Origin of the sequence: Burkholderia sp. HI2714, from assembly GCF_002223085.1 — a bacterium.
GTDB classification, from domain to species: domain Bacteria; phylum Pseudomonadota; class Gammaproteobacteria; order Burkholderiales; family Burkholderiaceae; genus Burkholderia; species Burkholderia lata_D.
This window is the reverse complement of the sequence record NZ_NKFM01000053.1, coordinates 285860-304152: the sequence shown is the minus strand read 5'-3', so window position 1 is coordinate 304152 and position 18293 is coordinate 285860. Positions and strand designations below refer to the sequence as shown.

Annotated in this window: 15 protein-coding genes; 6 read left to right on the top strand and 9 right to left on the bottom strand. The window is 68.1% G+C overall.

Features of this window, described 5'->3' with window-relative positions; genetic code table 11:
- Window positions 1-23: 23 nt before the first annotated feature.
- Both CFB82_RS28115 and CFB82_RS28110 read left to right on the top strand, forming a co-directional pair.
- Entirely contained in the window at window positions 24-359 is a 336-nt protein-coding gene (locus CFB82_RS28115) for a putative quinol monooxygenase (protein ID WP_089486164.1), read from the top strand.
- The gene (locus tag CFB82_RS28110) at window positions 356-1513 is read left to right on the top strand and encodes an iron-containing alcohol dehydrogenase (RefSeq protein WP_089486163.1); all 1158 of its coding nucleotides are present in this window, start codon (window positions 356-358) and stop codon (window positions 1511-1513) included. The genes CFB82_RS28115 and CFB82_RS28110 overlap by 4 nt, the downstream gene beginning before the upstream one ends.
- Before the next feature lie 88 nt (window positions 1514-1601).
- Here the strand turns inward: CFB82_RS28110 and CFB82_RS28105 are convergent, their stop codons facing one another.
- Window positions 1602-3782 (bottom strand): ornithine decarboxylase, encoded by a 2181-nt coding sequence (locus tag CFB82_RS28105; protein WP_089486162.1) that lies wholly within the window; start codon window positions 3780-3782, stop codon window positions 1602-1604.
- 510 nt (window positions 3783-4292) lie between these two features.
- Between CFB82_RS28105 and CFB82_RS28100 the strand changes: the two genes are divergently transcribed.
- Complete coding sequence (locus CFB82_RS28100) at window positions 4293-6593, top strand: Orn/Lys/Arg decarboxylase N-terminal domain-containing protein (protein WP_089486161.1); 2301 nt, start codon at window positions 4293-4295, stop codon at window positions 6591-6593.
- Window positions 6594-6639: 46 nt separating this feature from the next.
- Window positions 6640-8025, top strand: a complete 1386-nt coding sequence (gene potE / locus CFB82_RS28095; RefSeq protein WP_089486160.1) for a putrescine-ornithine antiporter — start codon at window positions 6640-6642, stop codon at window positions 8023-8025.
- A gap of 21 nt (window positions 8026-8046) precedes the next feature.
- On the opposite strand, the gene CFB82_RS28090 is transcribed toward potE, so the two are convergent.
- On the bottom strand, window positions 8047-8955 hold the full coding sequence (locus CFB82_RS28090) for a LysR family transcriptional regulator (RefSeq protein ID WP_089486159.1): 909 nt from the start codon (window positions 8953-8955) through the stop codon (window positions 8047-8049).
- Window positions 8956-9129: 174 nt separating this feature from the next.
- On the opposite strand from CFB82_RS28090, the gene CFB82_RS28085 reads away from it, so the two are divergent.
- The gene (locus CFB82_RS28085) at window positions 9130-9714 is read left to right on the top strand and encodes a putative glycolipid-binding domain-containing protein (RefSeq protein WP_089486158.1); all 585 of its coding nucleotides are present in this window, start codon (window positions 9130-9132) and stop codon (window positions 9712-9714) included.
- Window positions 9715-9759: 45 nt separating this feature from the next.
- On the opposite strand, the gene CFB82_RS28080 is transcribed toward CFB82_RS28085, so the two are convergent.
- Together CFB82_RS28080 and CFB82_RS28075 are read right to left on the bottom strand one after the other, a co-directional pair.
- A complete protein-coding gene (locus CFB82_RS28080) occupies window positions 9760-10752 on the bottom strand; it encodes a sulfonate ABC transporter substrate-binding protein (protein WP_089486157.1) in 993 nt (330 codons plus the stop codon).
- A 281-nt stretch (window positions 10753-11033) separates the two neighbouring features.
- A complete protein-coding gene (locus CFB82_RS28075; RefSeq protein WP_089486156.1) occupies window positions 11034-11441 on the bottom strand; it encodes a DUF427 domain-containing protein in 408 nt (135 codons plus the stop codon).
- 289 nt (window positions 11442-11730) lie between these two features.
- Between CFB82_RS28075 and CFB82_RS28070 the strand changes: the two genes are divergently transcribed.
- The gene (locus tag CFB82_RS28070; protein ID WP_089486155.1) at window positions 11731-13392 is read left to right on the top strand and encodes an ABC transporter substrate-binding protein; all 1662 of its coding nucleotides are present in this window, start codon (window positions 11731-11733) and stop codon (window positions 13390-13392) included.
- A 99-nt stretch (window positions 13393-13491) separates the two neighbouring features.
- On the opposite strand, the gene CFB82_RS28065 is transcribed toward CFB82_RS28070, so the two are convergent.
- The 5 genes from CFB82_RS28065 to CFB82_RS28045 form a co-directional block, all read right to left on the bottom strand.
- The gene (locus CFB82_RS28065; protein ID WP_089486154.1) at window positions 13492-14439 is read right to left on the bottom strand and encodes a TauD/TfdA dioxygenase family protein; all 948 of its coding nucleotides are present in this window, start codon (window positions 14437-14439) and stop codon (window positions 13492-13494) included.
- Between the two features lie 159 nt (window positions 14440-14598).
- Window positions 14599-15552, bottom strand: a complete 954-nt coding sequence (locus CFB82_RS28060; RefSeq protein WP_089486153.1) for a TauD/TfdA dioxygenase family protein — start codon at window positions 15550-15552, stop codon at window positions 14599-14601.
- Between the two features lie 148 nt (window positions 15553-15700).
- Window positions 15701-16546, bottom strand: coding sequence for an ABC transporter ATP-binding protein (locus tag CFB82_RS28055; protein WP_089486152.1), 846 nt, complete (start codon window positions 16544-16546; stop codon window positions 15701-15703).
- A 40-nt stretch (window positions 16547-16586) separates the two neighbouring features.
- Window positions 16587-17408, bottom strand: coding sequence for an ABC transporter permease (locus CFB82_RS28050; protein WP_089486151.1), 822 nt, complete (start codon window positions 17406-17408; stop codon window positions 16587-16589).
- 39 nt (window positions 17409-17447) lie between these two features.
- Window positions 17448-18290: an ABC transporter permease gene (locus CFB82_RS28045; RefSeq protein ID WP_089486150.1), complete on the bottom strand. Its 843-nt coding sequence runs from the start codon at window positions 18288-18290 to the stop codon at window positions 17448-17450.
- Window positions 18291-18293 lie beyond the last annotated feature (3 nt).

Genomic DNA, 18293 nt, shown 5'->3' with positions numbered 1-18293 from the left:
CCCAGTCGAACACGGAGCGCAACATGAACGAACCTTACCTGCAGGTCATCGCGCATTTCCACGCCAAGCCCGGCAACGGCGACCGCGTGGTCGAATTGCTCGCGGAGCTCGCGCCCCTGACGCGCGCCGAGCCGAAGAATCTCGACTACGCGTATTTCCGGTCGCCGGAGGACCCCGACCACATCGTGATCCTCGAACGCTACCGCGACGCGGACGGCCTCGACGTGCATCGGGAAACGCCGCATTTCCAGCGGATCGGGTTCGGCGCGATCATTCCGTTGCTCGATCGCCGCGAAGTGTCCAGCTACATGGTGCAGCCGGGCACTGGCACGGCGATGCCACCGGGAGGCACCCGATGAACCCGTTCCAATTCCGTACCGTTCCGACGCAGGTCGTCGAATTCGGCGCCGCGCGCCGGCTCGGTGCATTGTTGCGCGAACGCTTTCCGGCGCTCGTGCGGCTATGTGTCGTCACCGACGCGTTCCTGCATCGCAGCGGCGTGCTCGCGCCCGCGCTGGAGAGCCTTGCCGAGCACGGCTGGCAAGTGACCGTGATCGACGACGTGATCGCCGATCCGCCCGAACACGTGGTGCTGGAAGCGACCGAACGGGCCGTCGCGGCCGATGCCGAGATCGTGCTCGGCCTGGGCGGCGGATCGTCGATGGACGTCGCGAAGCTGATCGCGGTGCTTGCGCCGGGGCAGCAGGCGCTGGCCGACATGTACGGCGTCGACAAGGTCACGAGCGCGCGGCTGCCGCTCGTGCAGATGCCGACGACGGCCGGCACCGGCTCCGAAGTCACGGCCGTGTCGATCGTCACGGTCGGCGAGGCGCGCAAGATGGGCGTCGTGTCGCCGCACCTGTTCGCGGACGTCGCGATCCTCGACGCCGAACTGACGCTCGGCCTGCCGCGTGCGGCCACGGCCGCGACGGGCATCGACGCGATGGTGCATGCGATCGAGGCCTACACGTCCGCGCGGCTGAAGAACCCGGTATCCGACATGCTGGCCGTGCACGCGCTGACGCTGCTGTCGCGCAACCTGCTCACGGCGTGCGACGACGGCCAGAACCGCCACGCGCGCGAGGCGATGCTGGTCGGCGCGATGTTCGCGGGGCAGGCGTTCGCGAATGCACCGGTCGCGGCCGTGCACGCGCTGGCCTATCCGGTCGGCGGGATCTTCCATGTGCCGCACGGGTTGTCGAATGCGCTCGTGCTGCCGCACGTGCTGCGTTTCAACGCGCCGGCCGCCACGCCGCTGTATGCGGAACTCGCGGCGATCGTCGCACCGTCGGCGACGGGCAGCGATGAAGCGCGCACGCACGCGCTGATCGCCGAGATCGACCGGCTGATCGTCGCGACGGGCATTCCGCGCACGCTGCGCGAGGTCGGCATCGGGGAAGGCGACCTGCCGAGGATGGCGTCGGATGCGATGCTGCAGACGCGCCTGCTCGTGAACAATCCGCGCGAGGTGACGGAGGCCGACGCGCTGGAGATCTACCGGCAGGCGTGGTGACGCGGCGGGCGGGCGCGTCGCGCCGCCTGTCATCTCCCGCGATGCGCTCAGGGCCGCGAGCGGCGCGTGGCCGCCCGCCAGGCCGCCGTTACGCGCGTGACGCGTCGGCGCCGGTTGCCACCACGTACGCCGAAGCCTGCTTCGTGCCGTCCGGCCGCGTTTGCAGATAGACGCCCTGGATTTCCGGCTCGAAGCCCGGCAACGCGTTGATCCCGGCTTCGAGCGCGCGGAAGTAGTCGAGCGCCGGGCCGCCCCATGCTTCGCCGGGCACCACGCAGAAGATGCCGGGCGGATACGGCAGCGCACCTTCCGTCGCGATCCGGCCTTCGATGCGATCGAGCGTGACGAGCTCGACGTTGTTGCGGATCAGCTCGGCGTTCGCGGCTTGCGGCAGCATCACCTGCTTCGGGAACTGCGCACGCCGGAACATCAGCTTCTGCAGATGCTTCATGTCGTGGCTGCGGTAGAAGTCGTGCATCCGCTGGCACAGCTGCCGCAGGCGCATGTTGCCGTACAGCTCCGGATACGCTTCGCACAGCGACGGAATCGCTTCGCGCAGCGGCGTGTCCTGGTCGAGATGGCGTTCGAACTGCGCGAGATGCGCGACCAGATGCTGCAGCTTGCCGAAATTTTCGGAAGGCGTGAGCAGGAACAGGATCGTGTACAGGTCGGCCTTCTCGGGCACGACGCCGTGCTCGCGCAGGTAGCGCGCCAGGATCGGCGCCGGTGCGCCGAACGCCGCGTACTCGTGTGTGTCGCGATCGATGCCGGGCGTCGTCAGCAGCAGCTTGCACGGGTCGACGAAATACTGGTCGTCCGCATAGCCTTCGAAGCCGTGCCACGTGTCGGCCGGATGGAAGCGGAAGAAGCGCAGGTCGTCGACGATCTGCTCGGTCGGGTAGTCGGCCCACGGGCGGCCGTCGACGTGCTGCGGAACGAACGGACGGATCTGGCGGCAGGTCTTCAGCAGCAGCTTGCGCGCATCGACGCCGTGCACGACGCAGTCGCGCCACAGGCGCTTGCCGGCCGGGCCCGCATGCATCTGCGCGTTGACGTCGAGCGCGGCGAACATCGGGTAGAACGGGCTCGTCGACGCATGGATCATGTACGCGTTGTTGAAGCGCCGGTGATCGCAGAAGCGTTTCTGGCCTTCGAGGTGGCTGTCCTTCTTGTGGATCTGCGACGTCTGCGAGAAGCCGGCCTGCTGCTTGTGCACCGACTGCGTGACGAAGATGCCGGGATCGTCGGGGCCGAGCGTGAGCATCAGCGGCGAGCAGTCCTGCATCATCGGGATGAACTGCTCGTAGCCGACCCACGCCGAATCGAACAGGATGTAGTCGCACAGGTGCCCGATCCGGTCGACGATCTCGCGCGCGTTGTAGATCGTGCCGTCGTAGGTGCCAAGCTGGATCACCGCGAGCCGGAACGGGCGCGGCAGGCCGGCGCGCTCCGGTGCGACGTCGCGAATCGCGTCGCGAATGCGCGTTTCGTCGAGTGCCGCGCTGTCGACGCCGCCGATGAGGCCCCACGCGTTGCGTGCGGTCTCGAGGTAGACCGGCCGCGCGCCCGACAGCACGAGCGCGCCGAGGTGTACCGACTTGTGGTTATTGCGGTCGAACAGCACGAGATCGTCGGGCGCGAGCAGCGCGCTGGTGACGACCTTGTTCGACGTCGACGTGCCGTTCAGCACGAAGTACGTCTTGTCCGCGTTGTAGATCCGCGCGGCATTGCGCTGCGCTTCCAGCGCGGGGCCTTCATGGATCAGCAGGTCGCCGAGCCGGACATCGGCGTTGCAGAGGTCGGCGCGAAAGATCGTCTCGCCGAAGAAGTCGAAGAACATCCGGCCGAGCGGGTGGCTCGAGAAGAACTGGCCGCCCTGGTGGCCGGGGCAGTCGAATTCGACATAGCCGCGCTGCACGTATTCGCGCATCACCTTGAAGAACGGCGGCAGCAGGTTCTCGCTGTAGATGTCGGCGGCGGCGGAGATCTGCCGGCCGTAGTAGTGGCGTCCGCCGTGGCGGAGCTGGATCACGCCGCTCGCGTTCGGCAGGATCGACGGCGGCACTTCCTGGTCGGGCTCGACCGCGACGAAGAACGGAATCGCGAATCCGGTTCTTTCGACGGTTTCAAGCACCTGTTGCGCCGAATCGATTCCGACGACGATTGCCGCGATATTCGTGAAATCGGTCTGGAATACGTCGACCTGTTCGTGCGTGGTGAGGAAGGCGCCAATCAGCGCCGGCTCGACTGCGATTTTCAACAGGCTCACGCGAACTCTCCCGTAAATGTGCGGAAAACGAGAGCCGCATTCGCACGGGCGCGTAATCCGCGTCATCCGACACGCGCTGCAGCCGATTGAAACGCTCCCGAGAATGCTGAATGCCGAATGGCGCGCCGCACGAAGAAGCCTTGCGCGGCGAGGCGCAGCCGCCATCGGTCAATGCACGGCGCAGCCGATCGTAGCAACAAAACCGGGCGAATTCAATCAACCGGAATCGCCAATCCGATGGGTGGGCGAAACCGATCCAATAATCGGAAATCGGCGTGCTGCAATGCACATCAAAATGAAGCGATCGTGAAATGCGATTTGAAAGCGATCGACCGTTTCGCCGATTCGTCTGCTTTTCATCAAAAGGCATCTATGGCATAGTCGGCTCCGAATTGGATGGCGAATCAAACCGGATTTGCGAGCGTCTCATGCCGCCGCCCGTGGCCTGCTGTCCGCGTGCTCGTGAGACGCATCACCCCAACGAAGCATCGGAACAACGAGGGCAACAACATGAATACGTCCGTCGGCGGCATTCGTCGTCTCGGCATGCGCGCGCTTCTGGTCGATGACGAGATCACGCAGGAAACCGCGACCGGGCGTGCGGTCCGCACGTTGAGCGCGGAGCTCGTGCAGCGCGACATCGACGTGCTCACGGCCACCTCGGCCGACGATGCGATCATGCTGATCCGTTCCGATCCGTCGATCCAGTGCGTGCTGCTCGACTGGGATCTCGGCGTGGACGGCCACGGGCCGTCCGAGGCCGTGGTCGACGCGATCCGGCATCGCAACGCCAACGTGCCGATCTTCCTGCTGGCCGACCGCAGCGTCGCGTCGTCGGTGCCGTCCAAGGTGATGGGGCAGGTCGACGACTTCGTGTGGCTGCTCGAGGATACGCCCGACTTCATCGGCGGGCGCATCCATGCGGCGATCGAACGCTATCGCGCCACCGTGCTGCCGCCGATGTTCGGCGCGCTCGCGAAATTCTCGCGCGTCTACGAATACTCGTGGCATACGCCCGGTCACACGGGCGGCACGGGCTTTTTGAAATCGCCGGTCGGCCGCGCGTTCTTCGAATACTTCGGCGAAGCGCTGTTCCGTTCCGACCTGTCGATCTCGGTCGGCGAACTCGGCTCGCTGCTCGACCACTCGGGCCCGATCGGCGAAAGCGAGCGCTACGCGGCACGCGTGTTCGGCGCGCATCGCACGTATCACGTGACGAACGGCTCGTCGACGTCGAACCGCATCATCCTGATGGCGAGCGTGAGCCGCGACCAGATCGCGCTGTGCGACCGCAACTGCCACAAGTCGGCCGAACACGCGATGACGATGTCGGGCGCGATCCCGACCTACCTCGTGCCGACGCGCAACCGCTACGGGATCATCGGGCCGATCGCGTCGGAGCGCCTCACGCAGGCGGCGATCCGCGAAGCGATCACATCGAACCCGCTCACGGCCGGGCTCGCCGATCGCCAGCCGAAGCATGCGATCGTCACCAACTCGACGTACGACGGCCTGTGCTACAACGTCGCGCGCGTCGAGGAGCTGCTCGGCGCGAGCGTCGACCGGCTGCATTTCGACGAAGCCTGGTACGGCTACGCGCGTTTCAACCCGATCTACCGCGATCGCCACGCGATGCACGGCGACCCGCGCGACCATCGCGCGGATCGCCCGACGGTGTTCGCGACGCAGTCGACGCACAAGCTGCTGACCGCGCTGTCGCAGGCGTCGTACATCCACGTGCGCGACGGCCGCAACCCGATTCCGCATGGCCAGTTCAACGAAACATTCATGATGCACGCGTCGACGTCGCCGAACTACGCGATCATCGCGTCGAACGACGTCGCGGCCGCGATGATGGACGGCCCCGGCGGTGCGGCGCTCACGCACGAGTCGATCGAGGAAGCCGTCGCGTTCCGGCAGATGATCGCGCGGATGAACAGCGAGTTCGGCGCGAAGGGCGACTGGTTCTTCGAGTGCTGGCAGCCCGACACCGTGCTCGAGACGCGCACCGGCCGCACGCTGCCGTTCCACGATGCGTCGCCCGAGCTGCTCGCGAGCGACCCGTCGTGCTGGGTGCTGCGCCCCGGCGCGCAATGGCACGGCTTCGGCAATATCGAGGACGGCTACTGCATGCTCGATCCGATCAAGGTGTCGATCGTCACGCCGGGCGTCGCGCCCGCCGGCGGGCTGATGCCGGTCGGCATTCCGGCGAGCGTCGTGACCGCGTATCTCGACGCACGCGGGATCGTCGTCGAGAAAACCACCGACTTCACGATCCTGTTCCTGTTCTCGATCGGCATCACGAAAGGCAAGTGGGGCTCGCTCGTCAGCGCGCTGTGCGACTTCAAGCGCGATTACGACGCGAACCTGCCGCTCGACATGGCGATTCCGTCGCTCGCGAAGGAGCATGGCTCGCGCTATGCGGGCATGGGGCTGAAGGACCTGGCCGACACGATGTTCGCGGCGATGGAGCAGCTCGGCACGACGCGGTTGATGTCGGAAGCGTTCTCGATCCTGCCGAAGCCGGAGATGAGCCCGGTGCGCGCCTACGAGCATCTGGTGCAGGGCCGCGTCGAGCAGGTCACGCTCGAGACGCTGGCCGGACGCACGGTCGCCACCGGCGTCGTGCCGTATCCGCCGGGCATTCCGCTGCTGATGCCGGGCGAGAACGCGGGGCCGGCGGACGGCCCGGTACTCGGTTACCTGAAGGCGCTCGAAGCATACGACCGGCGCTTCCCGGGCTTCGCGCACGATACGCACGGCGTGGAAGTCGAGGACGGCACGTACCGCGTGTATTGCCTGACGGCCTGAACGCGCGACCGGCCGCGCGGCGGCCTCACATCGAGGGATCGACATCATGGAAAACGCAGCGCGCATGTCCGGCGCGGCCACCGCGGCCGCGCCGAAGAACCGGATGAACGTCTGGCAACTGACCATCCTCACGGCGGTCAACATGATGGGCTCCGGCATCATTTTGCTGCCGTCGAAGCTCGCGCAGGTCGGCACGATCTCGCTGCTGTCGTGGATCGTCACGGCCGGCGGCTCGCTCGCGCTGGCCTATGCGTTCGCGCGCTGCGGGATGCTGAGCCGCAAGCCGGGCGGGATGGGCGGCTACGCGGAATACGCGTTCGGCAAGGCCGGCAACTACATGGCGAACTACACGTACGGGCTGTCGCTCGTGATCGCCAACGTCGCGATCGGCGTCACGGCGGTGGGTTACGGCACCGTGCTGTTCGACGCGACGCTGTCGCCGCTGCAGACCGGCCTGTGGACGATCTTCCTGCTCGTGCTGACGACGATCGCGAACTTCGGCGGCTCGCGCATCACCGGCCGGATCGGCGCGGTGACGGTGTGGGGCGTGATCATTCCGGTCGTCGTCGTGTCGCTGATCGGCTGGTTCTGGTTCAGCGGCGCGACCTGGGGCGCCGCATGGAACCCGAACAACATCCCGTTCGGGCCGGCCGTCGGCAGCTCGATCGCGGTGACGCTGTGGGCGTTCCTCGGGCTCGAATCGGCGTGCGCGAACTCGGACGCCGTCGAGAATCCGGAGCGCAACGTGCCGATCGCCGTGCTCGGCGGCACGATCGCGTCGGCGATCTTCTACATCGTATCGACCAACGTGATCGCGGGGATCGTGCCCAACGCGATCCTCGCGAAGTCGAACGCGCCGTTCGGCATCGCGTTCGCGACGATGTTCACGCCGACGGTCGGCACGATCGTCACCGCGCTGATGGTGATCGCGTGCATCGGCTCGCTGCTCGGCTGGCAGTTCACGGTCGCGCAGGTGTTCAAGAGCTCGGCGGACGTCGGCTACTTCCTGCCGGTATTCGCGCGTGCGACGCGCACCGGCACGCCGATCGTCGGGATGGTGATCCTGCTGGTCGCACAGGTCGCGCTGGCGCTGATGACGATCAGCCCCGAGCTGAGCAGCCAGTTCCAGAAGATCGTCGATCTCGCGGTCGTCACGAACCTCGTGCCGTACGTGATGTCGATGGCCGCGCTGATCACGATCCAGAAGGTCGCGAAGGTGCCGCCGGCGAAGGCGCTGCTGACCAACGTGATCGCGATGGTGGCCACCGCGTACAGCTTCTATGCGCTGTTCAGCTCGGGCGAGCAGGCGCTGATGCTCGGCGGCCTGTGCGTGTTCCTGGGCTGGACGCTGTTCGGCTTCGTCAGCGCGCGCTTCTACCGGATGGAAGTCGACGCCCACGTGAAGGAGCCGGGGAAGTCGCTGCAGGCGTGACGGGGGCGGCGCTGGCCGCCGTTATCGGGCAGGGCGGGCCAGCAGCGGCGGGATGTCCTGCTTCAGCAGGTCGACGACGGCCCGCACGCGCGGCGGCAGCGGCCGCTGCGCATGCACGAGCACGTTGAGCGCGAAGTCGGGAATCACGTACCGCGGCAGGAGCTCGACGAGCGTACCGGCCGCGAGCGCCTCCGCGCAGGCCGGCTGCTGGACCACGCCGATGCCGCCGCCGGCCACGATCGTGTCGAACATCGGGCGCCAGTGGCTCGTCGTCATGATCGTGCGGATGCGCGCGTAGTCGAGCGCGCCGCCGTCGCGCTGCAGCGGCAGCCGTTCGCTGGCGAAGACGCCTTTCACGCGGATGAACGGATGGTTCGCAAGCTCGGCCGTCGTGTCGATCGGGCCGTGCCGCTCGAGATACGACGGCGCGGCGACGAGCCGGCGGCCGACCGCGCCGACCGGATGCGCGACGAACCCGCCGTCGCCGAGCTGGCCGACGCGGATCGAGATGTCGACGCCTTCCGTGACCGGATCGACGATGTCGTCGTTCAGGACCAGGTCGATGTGCAGGTTCGGATACGCAGTGCGGACATGCATCAGCACACCCGGCAGCACGACTTCGCCCACGCATTGCGGTGCCGCGAGCCGGATCGTGCCGTCGAGCGCGTTTTCCGTCTTCGACACCGACGCGACCGCATCGTCGGCCGCTTCGAGCAGTTCCTTGCTGCGTTCGTAGAAGATCCGGCCTTCTTCGGTGCACGTGAGGGTGCGCGCACTGCGCAACAGCAGCCGTGTGCCGAGATGCTTCTCGAGCCGCTCGATGCGCTCGCTGACGGCCGGCTGGCCCATGTCGAGATCGCGCGCCGCGCCGGACATCGTGCCGCGCTCGACGACCCTCACGTAGATGCGCATCGTCGCCAGCAAATCCATGAAGTCGCGCCCCTTGTCCGGTTCCGGTTGATGCCGATCGACGGATGGTACCAAAGCAGGGCTGCCGGAAGGTGCGCGGTGAACCGATACTGAGCATCGGTTGGCGAAGCCGCATGTGTTCGCCGGTGCGATGGAGGACAATCGGCTTCCGTGCGATCGACTGGAGACGACGACATGACGCAACAGGATGACGCGGTGCGCACGTGCTGCGTCGCATGGCAGATCGTGCAGACGTGGCAGGCGGCCGAATGGTGCCGGCTCGTCGAATCGCGAACGGGAGTCGACCTGTCGGGGTCGGTGTCGGGTGCGATCGACGGCTCGCCGTTTCGCATCGATTACGCGATCGCATGCGGCGCCGACTGGCTCACGCGCTCGGCGCGCATCACGCAGTGGGGCGGCACGGAGCCGCCGCGGCAGTGGGATATCCGCCGTGACGCAGGGCGATGGACGATCGATGGCGTCGACGTCCCGGCGCTCGCGGGCGCGACCGACCTCGATCTCGGCTTCAGCCCGTCGACGAATACGCTGCCGATCCGTCGGCTCGGGCTGGCCGTCGGCGACGCGGCCGTGATCCACACCGCGTGGCTGCGCTTTCCGGATTTCGCGTTCGTGCGCGGTGAGCAGCGTTATACGCGTACGGCGGAGCGTGTGTACCGCTATGAAAGCGGCACGTATGCGGCCGATATCGCGGTCGACGAAGCGGGCCTCGTCACCGACTACGACGAATGGCGGCGCATCGGCGCGGCACCCGCGCGCTGAGTCACGCGTACCACGCCGCGCGTCGGCGGCAGCGGCACCGGCGCGTCAGCGTGCGCTCGCGACCGACAGCTTGCCCGGAATCAGCTTCAGCGCGCTGAATGCGTCGGCGATGTTCTGCTGATACGCGAGCGTCGCGTCGCTGATCGGCTGCACGCCGTAGCCGGCGCGCTTGAGTGCGACTTCGAGCGTCGGCGCATCGAGGCCGACGAGCGGCGACAGTTGCGTGGCGACGTCGGACACATGGTCGCGCGCCCAGCGGTCGACCGCGTCGACTTCGTCGAGCAGCGCGCGCACCACCTGCGGGTGAGCCGCCGCGTATTTGCGCGCCGCGAGGTAGTACTGCGTATTGCGCACGAGCCCTTCGCCGTTCGCGATCACGCGCGCGCCGATCTGCCGCTCGGCGGCGGCCAGGTACGGATCCCAGATCACCCATGCATCGACGTTGCGCTGCACGAACGCGGCGCGTGCGTCGGCGGGCGTCAGGTAGATCGGCTGGATGTCCGCATACGTCAGCCCCGCATGTTCGAGCGCCTTCACGAGCAGGTAGTGGACGTTCGAACCCTTGTTGAACGCGACCTTCTTGCCGCGCAACTGCGCGACGTTGCGGATCGGCGAGTCGGGCAGCACGACGATCGCCTCGCCCTGCGGCGCGGGCGGCTCGTTGCCGATGTAGACGAAATCGACGCCGCCCGCCTGCGCGAAGATCGGCGGCGTCTCGCCGACCGTGCCGACGTCGATCGCGCCGGCATTCAGGCCCTCGAGCAATTGCGGGCCGGCCGGAAATTCGAGCCACTGCACGGTGACGCCCTGGCTCGCGAGCCGCTTCTCCAGCGTGCCGCGCGCCTTGAGCACGACGAAGTTGCCGTATTTCTGGAAACCGACGCGCAGCCGCGTGCCGCTGTCTTGCGCATATGCAGGCCGGCCCGCGAGCGGGCCGAGCGCGAGCCCGGCCAGCCCGGCGGCCGCGCCTTGCAGCCACTGGCGGCGATGCGGATTCGCCGGTGTCGGTTCAACGTCTGCGTGCGGTGTGTCGTTCATCGAGGCGTCCTGCGTGCGGGTTCACGGGCCGCGCGCGAAAGACGGCGCGGCCGGCGCAGGGCGGAGCCCGATGCGGGCAATGCGCGCCACGGGCCGGCCCGCGCCGGATTCAGGACGATACGGCCGCGCAGGCCGGCGGCCAACCAACGAATCCGCATATGCAAATCAGCGGCGGGCCAGGTGGACGGGTTCGGGTCGGTGATCGGCACGGGAACCCGCCGGCGAATTCGCACACGCGCACACGCAGCCGCCCGGCGTTCGACGAACGACTGCCGCGACCCTCAATCGGAGCCGGCGGGGCTTTCCTCGATCGAATCGACGCGATCCGGATAGAACGCGAGGTGCCCGCGGATTGCCTCGACGGCCGGATAGGGCGCCTCGTAGGTCCAGATGGCATTGACCGCGCGCTCGCCGGCGACCGGAATCGAGTAGTAGGCGGCGTCCCCCTTGTACGGACAGTACGTCGCGTGATTGGTGCGTTGCAGCAGTGTCAGGTCGGCGTCCTCGCGCGGGATGTAGAGCACCGCCGGGTAGGCGGCTTCACGCAGCGCCAGCGCGCGGCGCGTATCCGCGACGACCCTGCCGGCCGCCTTGACCACGACGCGCCGCGGGTGCAGTTCGATCGTGATCGGGTGATCGGGGCCCGGCGTCTTTACCGGGCGAGCAGACGTTTCGGAGCTGACAGGCATCGTGTGTCCTCCTGGAATCGGCGGCGCGGCGGCGCCGGGCAAATCCGGGCGCGCCCGTACCAGTGTTGGCCAGCCGATACGATGCACCATTTCCGGCGAGTCTGCAGGGGGCCGGAAGACGGCGCTGCGAGACGGCCGCCCGGTGCTCGCGCGGACGTTTTCATGCACGGGCAGCGGGATGCAGCCACGACGATAAGCAACGCGAAATTAATTGGTAAGCGATCGGCGGGCGGCGCGCGAAGATCGGCCGTCGTCATTTTCATGACAGCTCTCTCCTGTCTCCGTCACCATGAAGAACGCTTTCGTTTCGTCAGCTGCGCGTCGTGCGCGTGGCGTACCCCATGCCGCCGCGGCCCTGCGTTGCATCGCGGCGTCGCTGCTGCTCGCCGGCGCGGGCACGCACGCGCTTGCCGCGCCGTCCGGCAAGACGCTCGTGTATTGCACCGAAGGCAGCCCGGCCGGCTTCGATCCGGGCCAGCATACGACGAGCACCGATTTCGATGCGAGCACGTACCCGGTCTACAACGGGCTCGTGCAGTTCAAGCGCGGCACGCTCGATCTCGAGCCGGCGCTCGCGACGAGCTGGGACGTGTCGCCCGACCAGCGCACGATCACGTTCCACCTGCGGCGCGACGTGAAATTCCAGACCACCGCGTGGTTCAAGCCGACGCGGCCGTTCCAGGCCGACGACGTCGTCTTCACGTTCCGCCGGATGCTCGATCCCGAGGATCCGTTCCGCAAGGCCTATCCGGTCAGCTTCCCGTATTTCAGCGACCTCGGCTTCGACCGCAACGTCGAGCGCATCGACAAGGTCGACGACTACACGGTGCGCTTCGTGCTGAAGACACCCGACGTCGTGTTCGTGCGCAATCTCGCGATGGCGTTCGCGTCGATCCTGTCGGCCGAGTATGCGTCGCAGCTCGCGGCGCGCCATCGCGAGGCCGACATCAACCAGTTCCCGGTGGGCACGGGGCCGTTCCTGCTGCGCACGTACCAGAAGGACGCGCTGATCCGCTACGACGCGAATCCCGACTACTGGAAGCCGGACGACGTGAAGCTCTCGCGCCTCGTGTTCGCGATCACGCCCGATCCGGCCGCACGCCTGCAGAAGCTGGTGGCCGGCGAGTGCCAGGTATCGGCGTTCCCGCGGCCGGCCGATCTCGACACGGTGCGGCGCGACCCGAAGCTGACGTTGTTCTCGGGGATGGGTTTCAACGTCGGCTTCGTCGCGTACAACACGCAGCATGCGCCGCTCGATCGCGTCGACGTGCGTCGCGCGCTCGACATCGCGATCGACAAGTCGGCGATCGTGAAGACCGTGTTCAACGGCGACGCGACGATCGCGACGAACCCGATGCCGCCCGCGCAATGGTCGTACAACCCGCGGCTGAAGGACGCGCCGCGCGACCCGGCGGCCGCGAAGGCGCTGCTCGCGCAGGCCGGCTTCCCGAACGGCTTCGACCTGACGCTGTGGGCGATGCCGGTGCAGCGCCCGTACAACCCGAATGCGCAGTTGATGGCGCAACTGATCCAGCAGGACTGGGCGAAGATCGGCGTGCGCGCGAAGATCGTCAGCTACGAGTGGGGTGAATACAACCGCCGCGCGAAGCATGACGGGCAGCACGACGCGATCCTGTACGGCTGGTCGGGCGACAACGGTGACCCCGACAACTGGCTCGGCACGCTGCTCGGTTGCGACGCGGTGCACGGCAGCAATCTCGCGAAGTGGTGCAACCAGGATTTCGAGAAGCTGGTGGACGCGGCGCGTTCCAATGGGGATGTCGCGAAGCGCACGGCGCTGTACGAGCAGGCGCAGGTCGTGTTCAAGGACCAGGTGCCGTTCACGCCGATCGCGACGTCGATCGTGTCGCTGCCGGTGTCCAAACGCGTGCACGGGCTGACGTTCTCGCCGCTCGGCGGGCATCGCTTCGACGGGGTCTGGCTGGATTGACGGGCGGGCCGCGCGGACGGTGCTGTCGTCCGCGCGGTGTGACGACGGGAAAGGCCGGCGCGATGCAATGCGCGCCGGCTGCCGTCTTGTCGGGTCGGTTCAGTTGAGCGCGACCGCCGCCGCGGCTTCGACCGGCGAGCCTTCGAGTGCGACCGACGGCCGTCCGTCCGGGCCGACCGGCACATCGCCGATGAGCGTCGTGCGATACAGCTGGCGGTCGAAGTCGAGATCGAAGATGTCGACGGGCGCGAGGTGCGCGGTCGCGCGGTTGTCCCAGAACGCGATGCTGCGCGGTTCCCACTTGAAGCGGATCGTGAATTCCGGCCGCGTCACGTGTTCCCACAGCAGTTCGAGCAGCGCCTGGCTCTCGCGCGGCGTCAGCCCGACGATCGATTTCAGGAAGCTCGGACTCACGTACAGCGCCCGTTCGCCGGTCTCCGGATGCACGCGCACGAGCGGATGCTCGGTGACGAGCGGGCGGCGTTCGACCGCGTCGTCGAACGCGCCGGTGGCGCGCGCGCCGGCCGGCGGCGTGAAGCGGTGAACGCCGCGCAGGCCATCGACGAAGCCGCGCAGCGGCGCCGACAGCGTTTCGTACGCGCGCACGAGGTTCGTCCAGTGCGTGTCGCCGCCGTACGGCGGGATCGTCACGCCGCGCAGGATCGACGCCCACGGCGGGTTCACGGCGGCCGTCACGTCGGTGTGCCAGCCGGTCCACGGGCGGCGCACCGGTTCGCCTTCGAAGCGCGTCGCCTTGCGATGCTTCGCGATCGAGTAGACGGCCGGATGCCCGTCGACGTGCCCGAACACCGGGTGACCGACCGTCGGCTCGCCGAACTGCGCGGAGAACGCGACGTGCTGCTCGTGCGTGAGGAATTGCTCGCGAAAGAAGATGACGCGCCATTTCAGCAGCGCGGCGCGGATCGCCGCAATCTGCGGCGTGGTCAACGGTTGCGTGAGGTCGACGCCGCGGATTTCCGCGCCGATATGGGCGGACAGCGGAATCACGTCGACCGGCTGGGCGGCGGGTTCGAGTAGGGCGCTCATGCGACGCTCCTGGCGGAAGTGGAGGGGGCGGAGGGCCGACATCGTTGCGCGGGTGCGCGTCGGTCCGGAGGCGGGAAGTGCATGGTCGGTGTCCGGTAGCGGAAAGCGGGGGCAGGCGCGGCGGCGCGCATGGCGCACCGCCGCCGCGCGACGCGGGCGTTATTGCAGCGTCGCGCCAGGCCCCTTCAGCACGACGCTCTGGCGGCCGTCGATGCCGACCGGCACGTCGCCGTGCACGGTGGCGCGGCGCACGACACGGCGCGCATCGCCGTAGTCGTTGATCGCGTAGTGCTGCGTCGCGCGGTTGTCCCAGATCGCGACGTCGCCTTCCTGCCAGTTCCAGCGCACGGTGTTCTCGAGACGCGTCACGTGTTCATGGAACACCTGCAGCAGGTGCGCGGAATCCTGCGCCGACAGCCCCTTGAGCCGCTGCACGAAATGCCCGAGCACGAGCGTGCGTTCGCCGGTTTCCGGATGGACGCGCACGACCGGGTGCTCGGTTTCGTAGACGGTCGACGTGAACACTTCGCGGTAGCGCTTCAGTTGCGTATCGTCGGCATGCACGTGCGTCGACGCGTAGTCGTATGCGTTGGTGTGCAGCGCCCACAGCGTGTCGGCGAGCGCGCGCAGCGGTTCGGGAAGGTTCGTGTACGCGGCGGCCGTGTTGGCCCACACGGTGTCGCCGCCGAACGGCGGAATCACGACGGCACGCAGGATCGAGATCTTCGGGTACGCATCGACGAAGGTCACGTCGGTGTGCCACGAATTGGCGCGCGCGCCGTGCGCGGAATCGAGTTCGAGCAGAGCTGCGCTGCCGTCGACGGACGGCACGGTCGGGTGCGCGACGGTCTTGCCGAAGCGGCGTGCGAACGCTTCCTGCGCGGTGTCGTCGAGATGCTGCTGGCCACGGAAGAACAGCACCTTGTGGCGCAGCAGCGCGGCCTGGATCGCGTCGAACGTCGCGTCGTCGAGCGTGCCCGACAGCCGCACGCCGGCGATCTCGGCGCCGATCCGGCCGGCGACCTGGCGAAGCTGGAGCGGCGTGGCGGCCGTGCGCGGCGCGGCGTGCGAAGCATGCGAAGACGGGTGAGCGGCGTGCTGGACTTCGGACATCGGGAGTCTCCTGGAGTCGGGTCGGTCGAGTCTCCATTCAAGCAGGGACCGCGCGCAATCGGAACCGATGAATCGTCACAACCTTAGCGTGTGCGCAGCGATGATCGATATGCGTCGTCATGCTGAGCAATGCGGCGCGACATGCGTACTACCACGCAAGCCGCCATTCGCCGATCCGGTGCGGGCGCGGCGTGTCGATGCGCTGGCCGCCCGGGCGATCGTCGTCCGGCGGGTCGCGGTCGTCGAAATCGGCGAGCACGGTATCGCGCAATCGCGCGAATTCCGGCGAATCGCGCCGGCGCGGGCGCGGCAACGCGACATCGACGATGCGTTCGATGCGGCCCGGGCGCGGTGCCATCGTCACGACGCGGTCGCCGAGATACACGGCTTCGTCGACGTCGTGCGTGACGAGGATCATCGTGATGCGCTCCTGCTCCCAGATGCGCAGCAGTTCGTTCTGCATCCGCGCGCGCGTCTGCGCGTCGAGCGCGCCGAACGGTTCGTCGAGCAGCAGCACGCGCGGGCGGTTCACGAGGCCGCGCGCAATCGCGACGCGCTGCGCCATCCCGCCCGACAGCTGGTTCGGATACGCATGCTCGAAGCCGTTCAGCCCGACGAGCGCGATGTGATCGGCAACCGCGCGCCGCTTCGCGGCCGCATCGAGCGGGGCGTTGCGCAGCGCGGCCTCGATGTTCTGCGCGACGGTCAGCCACGGGAACAGCCGGTGATCTTGGAACACGATCCCGCGCTGCAGCGACGTGTCGCGCACGCGTTCGGCGCCGGCCCGGATCTCGCCCGCGTAATCGGTATCGAGCCCGGCGATCAGCCGCAGCAGTGTCGACTTGCCGCAACCGCTCGCGCCGACGATCGTGACGAATTCACCGGCGCGCACGTGCAGCGACACGTCGTCGAGTACGGCGAGCGCGGCGCCGCGTTGCGCGTAGTGCTTGCTCACGTGGAGGATGTCGAGCGAATCGGAGGCGAGGGTCGTCATGGCGGTGCGAGGAAGAGGGTGACGAGGAAGGAAAAGGCGATCAGCGCGTCGGGTCGCCGCGCCGGGCCAGCACCTTGCGCTCGATCGCACGCGCGATCGCGTTCAGCGCCCAGCCGGTCACGCCGACGACGATGATCCCGAACAGCACGAGATCCATCCGGAACTGCTCGCTGCCGTCGATCAGCGTGTTGCCGATCCCGCTGCCGGCGACCAGCAGGTATTCGGCGCCGAGCGTCGCGAGCCACGAATAGATCAGGCCGAGATACAGCCCGGTGAAGATCGACGGCAGCGCGGCCGGCAGGATCACGTAGCGCACGAGCTGGAGCCGCGAGTAGCGCAGCGCGCGGGCGACGTCGACATACGCGCGCGGCACCGCATGAATGCCGTCGCAGGTATGCGCGGCGACGGGCAGCAGCGCGGCGAGCGACAGGAACACGACCTTGGCGACGTCGCCGAGGCCGAACCATACGGAAATCAGCGGAATCCATGCGAACAGCGAGATCTGCTTGAACGTGTCGAAGCTCGGGCCGACCATGCGCGCCGCGACGCGCGATAGTCCGAGCGCGGCGCCGAGCAGCAGCCCGCCCGTCGCGCCGAGCACGAAGCCGCACGCTTCACGCGCGAGCGACGCGGACAGCGCGCGGCCGAGTGCGCCGCTCGTGGTTTGCGCCCATGCGGTACTCAGCACGTCGGTGGGGCCGACGAGCAACCCGCTGCTCACGAGGTGCGCGGAAGCGATCGCCCACCACAGCGCGAACGCGACGAGCGGCAGCACGAAGCCGCGCCAGTCGGGTGCGCGCAGGCGGCGGGCGGTCGCGCCAGCAGGCGGGGTGGCGTCAGGTGCGGCAGCAGGATACGTCAAGGGTGGGACTCCTTCGGTGGCGCGGGCAGGGGCGGCGCTTCAGCCGCGGAACGCGGACGGCACGCCGCGGCGCAAGCGCGCTTCGAGCGCATCGAGCAGCCGGTTGATCAGCAGGCCCACCGCGCCGACGACGATCACGGCCGCCATCACGAGATCGAGCTGGAACAGTTGCCGCCCGTACACGATCAGGTAGCCGAGCCCTTCGGACGATGCGACGAGCTCGACGACGACGAGCGCGAGCCACGACTTCGTGAACGCGAGCCGCACGCCGGTCGCGAGCGTCGGGATCGCGGCGGGCAGCACGACGTGCACGATGCGTTGCCGCTGCGTGTAGCCGAATACGCGGGCGACTTCGTCCAGCGCGGGCGGGGTCTGGCGAAACCCTTGCAACGTGCTCAGCGTGACGGGGACGAGCGCCGCATGCGCGATCAGCAGGTATTTGAGCGGCTCGCCGACACCGACGAGCAGCAGCAGGAACGGCAGCCAGCCGAGCACCGGAATCTGCACGAGCGCATTGAAGCTCGGCAGCACGTAGGCTTCCAGCGTGCGCGACAGGCCGAGCGCGACGCCGGTCGCGAAGCCGAGCAGCGTGCCGGCGGCGAAGCCGACCAGCACGCGCTGCAGGCTGATCAGCGTGTGGCGCACGAGATCGCCGCTCGTCGCGAGATCCGCGAGTGCGTCGAACACGCGTTCGGGCGGCGGCAGGATCTGCGGCGCGATCCAGCCGCGCGCGCTGCCGACGCTCCACAGCGTGAACAGCAGCGCGGGCAGCAGCCACGGCGCGAGCCGCCACGACCACCGCTTCACGGCCGCCGCACGGTGCGGCGGCGCGGCGAGCGCGTGGCGCCCGGATGACGGGATGGAAAAGGCGGTGTCGCTCATCGT